The sequence below is a fragment of the Candidatus Frankia alpina genome (assembly GCF_902806485.1).
GTDB lineage: Bacteria > Actinomycetota > Actinomycetes > Frankiales > Frankiaceae > Frankia > Frankia alpina.
On record NZ_CADCWT010000180.1, the window covers coordinates 1 to 10,241 of the forward strand.

4 protein-coding genes and 1 pseudogene are annotated in these 10,241 nt (G+C 71.8%); all 5 read right to left on the bottom strand.

Going from position 1 to position 10,241, the window contains the following annotated elements; genetic code table 11:
* Window positions 1–186: 186 nt before the first annotated feature.
* A pseudogene (gene nicT, locus G6R25_RS17330) lies at window positions 187–1,334 on the bottom strand (Nickel transporter NicT).
* 140 nt (window positions 1,335–1,474) lie between these two features.
* Window positions 1,475–6,220 (bottom strand): alpha-(1->3)-arabinofuranosyltransferase domain-containing protein, encoded by a 4,746-nt coding sequence (locus G6R25_RS17335; protein WP_163553827.1) that lies wholly within the window; start codon window positions 6,218–6,220, stop codon window positions 1,475–1,477.
* Between the two features lie 36 nt (window positions 6,221–6,256).
* Entirely contained in the window at window positions 6,257–7,615 is a 1,359-nt protein-coding gene (locus tag G6R25_RS17340) for a glycosyltransferase family 4 protein (protein WP_163553828.1), read from the bottom strand.
* Complete coding sequence (locus G6R25_RS17345) at window positions 7,612–9,081, bottom strand: polysaccharide biosynthesis protein (protein WP_163553830.1); 1,470 nt, start codon at window positions 9,079–9,081, stop codon at window positions 7,612–7,614. Before G6R25_RS17345 ends, G6R25_RS17340 begins: the two co-directional genes overlap by 4 nt.
* A 232-nt stretch (window positions 9,082–9,313) precedes the next feature.
* Window positions 9,314–10,241, bottom strand: a 928-nt coding sequence (locus G6R25_RS17350; protein ID WP_163553829.1) for a GDP-mannose 4,6-dehydratase, incomplete at its 5' end; no start/stop codon positions are given.

The following is a 10,241-nucleotide window of genomic DNA, read 5'->3' on the forward strand; positions in this document are numbered from 1 at the left end:
TCGCAGACTAAGATCATAGTTACTCTGCGTGTTGATGTGAAGGAGATCTGCGTGTCGAGTGGGTCGGGGATATCCGGGCAAAGCAGAATAGAAAGGGCAATCTCATCCGTGTGAATAAGTCATGTGTTAACCGTGCGTGTTCGAGGGTCGGGCTGGTCTGGCCGGGTTCGCCGCGCGGGGACCCGCTCAGGCGGTCGGCTCGGGCTGGCCGCGTTCGGGCCCCGCCGCGGCCGTCCACCTCTCCTCGATACGGCCGACCTTCCAGACCAGCAGGCTCACCGCCCAGGTGGCGACGAACAGGCCGACGATGAAGTAGCCGACGACGTTCAGGTCGAGTCCCGAGACCCAGTCCCAGAAACCACCCGACAGGTGCGCCTTCTCGGCGAGGATGCCGAGTAGCTCGACGGTGCCGATGAGGAACGCGACCGCGACCGACAGGCCCGTGACGGTGTGTTGTAGTATGCCTTGCCGACCAGCTTGGAGAAGGCCCAGCCGTAGGCGAAGTTCATGAACGATCCGTCGATGGTGTCCAGCAGACTCATCCCGGCGGCGAAGAGGACCGGCAACACGATAATGGCGTACCAGGGCAGCCCGCTGCCGGCGGCACCCGCGGGGAGGAACAGCAGGGCGACCTCCGTCGCCGTGTCGAAACCGAGGCCGAACAGCAGCCCCAGCGGATACATCTGCCACGGTCGGGTGATCGCCCGGGTGAGGCGGCGGAGGAAGCGGTTGGCGAATCCGCGGGAATTCAGCCGCTCCTCCAGCGCCGCTTCGTCCATGATGCCGCGGCGCATGTCGCGGAACACGGTGACGATGCGGACGAGAACGAAGAGATTGATTCCGGCGATGAGGTAAAGGAAGCCGCCGGAGACGGTGGTGCCGATCCAGCCGGTGACGTCGTGCAGGGTCGACCCGTCGTCGGAGACCTGGCCGGCCAGCGAGCGCACCCCGACGCCGAACAGGACGGCCAACGCGAACACGATCGTCGAGTGGCCGAGGGAGAAGAAGAATCCGACGGACAGCGGCCGCCGACCGTCCGTCATGAGTTTGCGGGTGGTGTTGTCGATCGCGGCGATGTGGTCGGCGTCGAACGCGTGCCGAAGCCCGAGGGTGTAGGCGGTGACCCCGAGGCCGACGCCGAACATCTGGCCGTCGGCGCCGAACCGGTAGTGGTGCGGCGCGATGACAGCCGTCAGCAGGATCCAACCGATCACGTGCAGACCGATGACGACGGCGGCCATGGCGCCGATCGTCGTCCACTCCCGCCGGTCGAGCGCGCTCGCCACCCGGGCTCGCCGTTTCCGTCCTGATCCGGTGACGACGGGCGTGGTCATGGGTGAGCCCCCTCGTTGCGCCCCGTCATCGGTCTCGGGTGGTGTCCTGCCGGCCGGGCAGGCACGACCATAACCGGGACGAATGTGCTCCTGCAACAGTGTTGCAGGAGCACCGAGACGCCAGGTGGTGGGGCAGGCCGTCACGTCGCGCCGCCGTCACGGCCGTCAGCGGTGCCCTCTGTCCTGCCCGGCCCGGCGAGGGGCTGCGTCGGCGGCACGGCCGTGGCCCCTCGCCGCCGCTGGAGCACCGCGACGAGCTGGTCCGTGGCCAGCAGCAGCACCGCGAGCCACGACACCGTCGCGACCCGTCCGAACGCCACCACCCAGTCACCGTTTGTCGGCAGCGAATGGCGGACCTGGACCTCCAGCACGTACAAGGCGCTGACCACCAGGCAGACCGCCGGCCCGACCCGGGTCAGCCACCTGCCCCTCGGCGCCAGCAGCGCGATCGCGGTGGCCAGGGCGACGACGATCCCGGCGTTCGCCGAGACGAGGACCGCGGCGAGCAGCCCGGCACCCACCACCGCGCCCGCCGTCGTCCGCCGGTCGACCCGCACCGGGCGGATCGACCAGGGGTCGACCGTCGGCAGGTCCGGCTCGGGCATGGCCGCCCCCGCTGCCTGCGCCGCCACCACCCGCCGCCGCGCGCGGCGGGTGGTGAGCAGCAGCAGGGCCAGGAAGAACACGACCGTCACCGCGGACAGCACCAGCGAATACCGGACGATCCGCTGCGGCGCCCAGGTCAGGGTCACGGTGAACGCGGTGGCCGTCGGGTTGACCCGCCAGCCGTTGGCGTAGCCGTCGACGAGCCGCGGCGCGCCCGCGTCGGCGCCGTTCACCGTCGCCTTCCAACCCCGGGACAGGCTCTCGCCGAGCACCAGCCAGAACGGTGTCCCCGGCTGGGCCCCCGTGACCTGCGCGGTGAACGACGTCGCGCCCGAGGACTGGACGGTGATCCGAGGCGCCGGGGCGACCGTCGCGGTGGTGCTGGTCGCCGCCGGGGCGCCGGTGTCGCCGGCGCCCAGCCAGGGGCCGCCGCCGGCGTCCGAGGCGAGCAGGAGCCGGTCGAGATCCATGCCCAGCTCGGCGCCATCCCCGGTGGTGATCGTGTGCTCACCGGGGCCGAGGGAGAGTGCCCCGCCGCAGGTGGACACCCGCAGGCCGAGGCGGTTCACCGCGTCGGCGGTGGAGCCGTCGACGCGCACGCTGACCGGGTGACCGTCGATGCTCAGCAGGTCGTCCCGGCAGGTCCCCGACAGCTGCGCCGGCAGCAGGCCGGTGGTGCTCTGGCCCGCACCCGCGGCCTCGGTGACGCCGCTGGCCAGGCCCGGCAGCCCGATCTCGGCGATCCCCACCGGCATCGACAGCGGTGATCGGCTGATTGGGTCGATGCTTTTGACGGTGCGCACGTCGTCGACGACGAACCGCCAGGTGCTGCCGGTGACGGCCGGGAAGGTCAGGGTCACCTGCCGGGTGCCGCCACGCTGGGTGGTGTCGGTGACCGGTGGCACCGGCACCGAGCCGACGACCTGGCCGTCGACCACCAGCCCGATCCGGGTCGGCACCGAGTGCCGGCAGTCGGCGACGAGGGACATCGTCATCGAGGAGGTGGTGATCGGGGTCGGCGCAACGACCTGGAGCCAGCCGCCCTCGGGGTCGCCGATGCCGGGGCTCCACGGGGTGGTGACGTCGCCGTCGAAGGCGCTCGACGACCGGGCCGCGAGCGAACCGGGCAGGCGGCCGGACGAGGACACGACGGGTAGGTTCGACGGCCGCCCGAGCAGGCGGTCGATGTGGTCGTCGGCGGCGTACGCGGAGATCCGCGCCGTGCCGGTCAGCGCGAACGTCCGCGCCGTCGGCAGCGCGAACGACCGGCTGATGATCTCCTCGGTGTCCTGCTTGAACGGCTCGGCCGGGTTGGCCCGGTCCCGCGACATCTGCAGGGCCAGGCGGTGGCCGAGGGAGGAGGCGCCGGCGGCGTCGAGGCTGTCGCTCGGCATCCGCAGCACCTCGTCGGCGGTCAGCGCCTTGCCGTCCGCGCCGGGGATCTCGACCTCGGCGAAGCCGACCGCGGAGACGTTGTCGTAGGTGCGCTGGCGGCCGTAGTTCGTCGCGTCGACCCGGATGTGCAGCGTGCGGAACGTGCGGGTCGGGAAGCTGACGACCTGGCCGACCTGGGTGCGCGACGACGGGGTGAGGTCGACGGTGACGGGGGAGCCGCCGTCGAAGGTCAGCGTCGCCCGGGTGATCCACCGGTTGCGGGGCCCGGACAGCGGCTGGGTGAGCCGGACGTGGTCGGTCGTGGTCGGCGCGGCCAGCGTCGTCTGCCAGGCCTCACCGGTCGGGTCGGTGAAGGCGCCGACCCGCCAGGCGGTGTTGATGTTGCCGTCGATGCCACGCACCGGCCGGTCCCACGGGCCGTAGGCGAAGGAGTTGCCGTAGGCCGACGTCGTCACCGCGGCGATCTTCGCCGGCGTGCCGGGGGCGTGCAGAGCCGCCGTCGTCTGGTCGGCGGTCGTCTCGTCGGGGAACAGCTGCAACCGGTTGTCGTTCGGGTCCTTCACCAGCGGGGCGACACCGGGCTGCTCGACGTAGCCGTAGTTCTCCCGGACCCCCGTCCAGCGCTCGGCCCGCAGCCGGTTGGTGTCGCTGACGAGCAGATCGGCGCCGTCGTCGAGGGCCTGGGCGAGCTCGCCCGGCTTGCTGGCCAGCTCGGGGGCGTAGAGGATCGCCCGTCCGGATGCGACGGGCTCGGCGAGCAGCCCGGAGGCGGCCGCGTCGACGAGCGCCTCCCCGTTGCCGCTGACCAGCAGCGGTCGGGTGGTGGTGGCGGTGCGCACGATCGGCTGGGTGTTCGACACGGGGAAGACGGCCAGGGCCGGGGGATCGGGCACCGAGGCCTTCGTGCCGAGCGTGATCTCGTCGGTGAAGGGGATCCCCGGGTCCTCGGCCACCGGCGGTCCGTAGGTCTGTGGCGCGCCGAGCCCGGCCGGCCGGGTGGAGGTGAACAGATCCCACGTCGAGCGGGGCCGCGGGGTGCGGTAACGCTCGTAGGCGAGGTTGCTGCGCAGCATCACGTCGCCGACGCCCATCAGCCGCGCCAGGTCCGGCACGGCGGAGGTCTCCAGCACGCCCTCCTGTATCCGGCGGTCCAGCGAGCGGACCAGGTCGACGGTGCCGGCCTCGCCGTACGGGATGAGCTCGCGCAGGACCAGCGGCCGGTCCATCAGTCCCTCGGTGACCGGGTCGAGGGTACTGCCCCAGCGGTAATGCGAGAAGTCGGCGCCGGGCAGCTCCAGCACCCGCGAGCCGTCGTCGCCGGCATCGAGTGCCTTGGCGACCTGTGTCTCGTACGCGGGGACCTGCTCGGGACGCTGCAGCAGCGGCTCGACGAACTCGCCGCGGAACAGCGGCGACATGTCCGCGGCGATGATCACCAGCACCAGCCCCATCGCGAGCTGCGGGACCCCCGGCCGCCATCCCCGGGCGGCTGTGCGCGCCGCGTACCGCTCCGCCACGGTGGCCAGGCCGCCGGCGAGCAGCACCGACAGGCCGAGGACGACCATCGGGACCGCGCGCGGCAGCGAGCGCAGCGCGAGCCCGGCCGTCGACCCCTCTGCGAAGTCCTTGAACAGCCGGCCCCAGGGGGAGGGGTCGTCGTAGGGGTAGACGCCGACGGCGATCGTGGTGCCCAGCAGGATCAGCGCGACGAAGTAACCGCGATGCCCCCAGCGGATCGTCGAGGCCGCCGCGAGCGCGAGGATCGGCAGCGCGAAGCTGATGACGATCAGCCACAGGTCGTGCGTGTAGTGGGTGGCCGGCCCGATCCACGGGCCGAGCGCGTCCTGGCCGTAGAAGAACCAGTTGCCGAGCCCCCGTAGCACCTCCGATGCCTGCGAGCTGCTGGCGACCGTCTCGATCGTCTCGGTGAAGGCGAGCACGTTCAGCCCGTAACCGGCCTGCGTGTACAGCCCGGCGATCCACCATGCCGAGGTGACGAGGATGGCCAGCACCGCCCTGGTGCACATGCCCACGGCGGCGCCGAGGCGGACCTCCCGGGTGCCCCACACGGCGAACGGCACCCACAGTAGCGGCGCTAACAGGATGAAGATCAGGCTGGAGGCGTTGATGCTGCCGATCGTCGTGACGACCAGGGCGAATGCGGCGGGGAAGCGCCAGCCCGCCGGCCGCCAGCCGGCGCGACCCGGCTCGGCCTCCCGCAGGCCACGCACGGTGATGCCGATCAGCCAGCCCAGCCCGGCGTAGGGCAGCAGGATCGCCGAGATCCGCGCCTCGTACTCCAGGACGTAGGGCGAGAGCATGTAGCCGGCGGCGGCGACGAACGCGAACCGGTCGGGCCAGTGGAACGAGCGCAGCAGGAACAGCACACCGGCGCCCGCGCCGAGCAGGATCGAGCCCGTCCACAGCCGCTGAGCCACCCAGTCGGGCAGGCCCGCCGTGTCCAGCAGCCAGTAGAACAACCCCTGCGGGTAGAGGTAGCCGATGTTCTGGTGGGTGACCGTGCCCATGCCGATCGCGGGGTCCCACATGGAGACCGCCCGGCGCAGCATCCGGCCAGGATCGAGGTAGAGATACGCCTTCGTGTCCGCGCCGATCCTGCCGGGCGCGGTGGCCAGCAGCGGCAGGTAGGCCACGGCGGCCAGCACCAGGGTCGGCCAGGACGGCCATAGCCGGCGGCCCCGCGACGCCGCCGCGCCGGCCCGACCGGACGGGCCCGGCCGTTCGCCGGACCGCGGGTTCGGCCGCTGAGCCGGGTCCGCCGGGCCTGCGGGGCCGGCGGCGCGGGGGGACGGCGCCTGGGCGGAGCCGTCCGATGTCGGCGGGCGACCCCCGTCGGCACCGGACGGTGACGTGGTCAGGGTCACCGGATCACCGGATCACCAGGGTGGTGGTCGCCAGGGTCACCGGCGCTGGCCGATCACGCTCGCGGCGCGGGCCGCGGGGAAAGCGGCGCCGCGCTGACGGGCTGCCTCCCGCACGAGCGCGGCGAACGTGGCACGGGCGGTCTCTGCCCAGGTGAACGTCGCAGCGTGGGCCAGAGCGCCGGTGGACAGCCGGGCGCGCAAGTCGTCGTCGGAGAGCACGCCGGCCAGTGTCTTGCCCAGATCGGTCGGGTCCTGCACCAACACGCCGGTCTCGCCGTCGACGACCGCGTCGGTGTGCCCGGCGATGCGGGTCGCCACCGACGGAGTGCCGCACGCCGCCGCCTCCGTGATCGTCATTCCCCAGCCCTCCCGCGCGGACGCCGAGGTGAGCACCCAGGCGCGCCGGTAGAGCGAGAGCAGCTCGTCGTCGTCGACGCGCCCGACGAGGCGCAGCCACGTCCCCGCCCCGGCGGTGCGGATCTTCTTCTCCAGCTCCGCCCGCCCGTAGCCTTCGCCGACGATCACCGCCTCCATCGTCGGGTGCTCGTCGTGGGCTCGCCGCAGGCCGTCGATGAGGATGTCGAAGCGCTTGACCGGCACCAGCCGGCCGACGGCGACGACGAGGGGATGCGGGGACCGCTCGCCGGCCGGGGTGAACGCCGGGTCGATCCCCGGTGGCACCACCGAGATGTTGCGCGGCGGCAGGCCGAGCAGCTCGATGATTTCGTGCCGGGACGACTGGGACAGCGTCAGGATCCGCGTGCGCCGGTACAGCGGCGGGGCGACCTTGAACTCCACCGACTCGCCGACCTTCGCCAGCTTCGGCGAGAGCACCATCCGCCACATCTCCGCGTGCACGTGGTGCAGGAACACCACCCGCGGGCAGCGGGCCCAGACGGGGGAGAAGAACGGCATGCCGTTCCAGATCTCCACCAGCCCGTCCCACGGGCCGGTGCGGCCCAGTGCCCCGGACAGGGCCGTGCGCGGGAAGACCGAGTAGCGCCCCGCCTTGCGCACCACCGAGTAGCCGTGGCGGCGGACCGATTCGGGATGGCCGGGGGCGAACGCGGTGCGCAGGCTCACGTCGATGCCCGCCCGCGCCCAGCGCTCGGCGACCTTGTCGGCGTGCAGCTCCGAGCCGCCGGACTCGGGGTCGTCGAGATCGCGCCAGGCCAGCACGTGCACGCGGCGCAGGCCGGAGGACTCGACGAGCTCGGCGAGCGAGGGAGGCCGGGGGGCGTCCTCGATGCCGGGCGTGCCGAACTGCGGGGCCAGGATTCCCGGCGGCACCGCGGAGCCGACGCCGACCTGCGGCAGAATCAGGCCCGCGGGGGTCGGCGGAATCGTCGCGCCGGCGCCGGCGCCAGGGCCGCGGCCGTTGCTCGGCGCGGTCATGCCCGGGCCGTCCGACGGGCCGCGGCGAGCACCGACAGGCCGGTGACGACGGCCAGCGTCGCCTGGCAGGCGAGATCGACCCGGGCGGTCGCCGTCGGCGAACCGTCCGCCCACAGCAGCAGGGGGACGGCCGCCGCGGCGGTGAGGGCCAGAGCCAGCAGGACGCCTCGCTCTCCGAGAGCGAGCAGGTAATGGGTGAACAGCACGGTAGCTCCGAGACAGGTCATCGCTGCGGCCAGGGGGAGGAGCGCGCCGGAGGCGTCGGTGAAACGAGGGCCGAAGGCCAGAGAAAGTAGTTTGTCTGGTGCGATGAGAGCGGCCGAGAGCAGCCCCGCCGCCGGTACGAGGAGTATTGCGATCGTCGCACCGAGTTGATGCAAAGCGTGCTGTCCGAGATGCCGGCGATCGGCGGCTTCCGGCAACAGGAAACCGGCAAGCACCACCGCGGCCAGCACGATCACCTTGCTGGCGACGGAGACGGCCGCGTAGGAGCCCGACCGGTCCGGGGCGAGCCGGCCCTGCAGCAGCATGTCGACGTTCTGCAGCAGCCCGAGCAGCGCGAGCGCGACCAGCGCGGCGCCGACCTCCACCGCCAGCCGGGCCGGCGCCGCGTCGGGCGGTGCGGGGGAGTCGGTGCCGGCGGTCGGCGCCGCGGCGGCCCGGTCCCGGCCCATCGCGGCCGGGTTGCGGTGCAGGGTCCACCGCACGTGCGCGAGCGCCGCGAGCACACCGAGCAGGACACCGATCGCCGCGCCGGACTCGTCGAGGCCGACGAGCACCAGGCCGATCGTGAACACGGTCTTCACCACGGCGTCGACAAGCAGGTTCGTGGCCAACGCCCGGTACTGGCGGGCGCACTGAAGCAACCCCCGGTCGACGCACAGCAGGCACCAGGCCGCCCCCGCCGTGATGATCTCGGCGACGCCGCCGGGGCCGGGTAGCGACAGCTCGCGGGCGACGTATCCCCGCCCGATGATCGCGAGCACCGCGACCACCAGCACGGTCGCGACGCCCACCCGGCGGACCCGGTCCACCCACTCCGCCAGGAGGTGCAGCCGCCCGTTGTGCTGCCAGGTGGTAATCCGCCGGACCACCCCGACGAGCAGCGCGCTGCCCGGCATGGACACGACGAAGAAGATCGCGATCAGCTGGGCCACCGCGCCGTAGGATCGCGTGCTCATCGCACGGGCGATGATCAGGGTCACGTCCATGTTCGCGACGTTGGCGAGCAGGCCGGCCAGGGCCAGGGGGACGGCGCCGCGCAGCGCGCCGCGCAGTCGGACGCCGCGGGTCTGCCGCAACCGCTTGCGCAGGGTCCAGCCGTCCTTGGCCCGCTCGGCCGTCCCGGCGCCGGCGGGAGCCGGAGCGGCCACCGTCGCGCCCGCGGCCAGCGGTCCTGCCGCCCGCGTCCCGGTGGGCAGCGGGCTGGTAGCCGTGGAGCGGCTTATCGCAGGTACCGCTGCCATCGGGCCGGTCGAGACGGGATCCGGCACGGTTGGACCGGGTCTTGTCCGGTGCGCCGCCGCTCGCCGGACGGTGGGCGAGAAGTCCCCCGGCGGGACGGCGTTGCGGTTCATCAGCGTCCTCCCCGACGACACACACAGGCGTCCTCCCCAGCCGGCGCAGGGAGATGCCCGTGCGCGGCCGGTTCACCCGCAGCGGGGCGGCCGGCGGCGCGCTGCGTCCGGGGAAGGGCATTCACCTGATCGTCAACGCCTTGCCTGTTGATTCCGCCTCAAGAGCGACGTCGGAGTCGACCATCATCGCGATCAGCTCCTTGAATCCCACCCGCGGCACCCACCCCAACACCTCTCGCGCCTTCGACGGATCCCCCACCAGCACATCCACCTCCGCCGGGCGGAAAAACCGCGGATCCTGCTTCACCAACCCCGACCAGTCCGAAATCCCCACCCGCCCGAACGCCGCATCCAACAACTCCCGAATACTATGCGTCACCCCCGTCGCCACCACATAGTCATCCGGCTCATCCTGCTGCAACATCCGCCACATCGCATCCACATAATCCCCCGCGAAACCCCAGTCCCGCCGCGACTCCAGGTTCCCCAACGTCAACGAGTCCTGCAACCCCAACGAGATCCGCGCCACCGCCCGCGAAATCTTCCGCGTCACAAACTCGATCCCCCGCCGCGGCGACTCGTGATTAAACAGCAAACCCGAACACGCAAAAGCCCCGTACGACTCCCGATAATTCACCGTCAAATAATGCCCGAACGTCTTCGCCACCCCATACGGCGACCGCGGATGAAACGGCGTCGACTCCCGCTGCGGCGTCTCCCGCACCTTCCCGAACATCTCCGACGACGACGCCTGATAAAACCGCACACCCGACATGTCGTTACCACCCGCGATCCGCAACGCCTCCAACACCCGCAACACCCCCATCCCCGTCGTCTCCCCCGTCAACTCCGCCTGCTTCCACGACAGTCCGACGAACGAGATCGCCCCAAGGTTGTACACCTCATCCGGCTGCGAGATCTCCACCGCACCGATCAACGACGAAAGATCCGTCAGATCACCCTCCAACAACACCACCCCCGGCACCACCCGCTCCACCACCGCCACCTTCGGGTTGGACTGCCCACGAACCAACCCGAACACCTCATAA

Coding starts and splice junctions, on each gene's coding strand:
- G6R25_RS17340 (WP_163553828.1), bottom strand. CDS start 7,615: ATGACCGCGCCGAGCAACGGCCGCGGCCCTGGCGCCGGCGCCGGCGCG.
- G6R25_RS17345 (WP_163553830.1), bottom strand. CDS start 9,081: ATGGCAGCGGTACCTGCGATAAGCCGCTCCACGGCTACCAGCCCGCTG.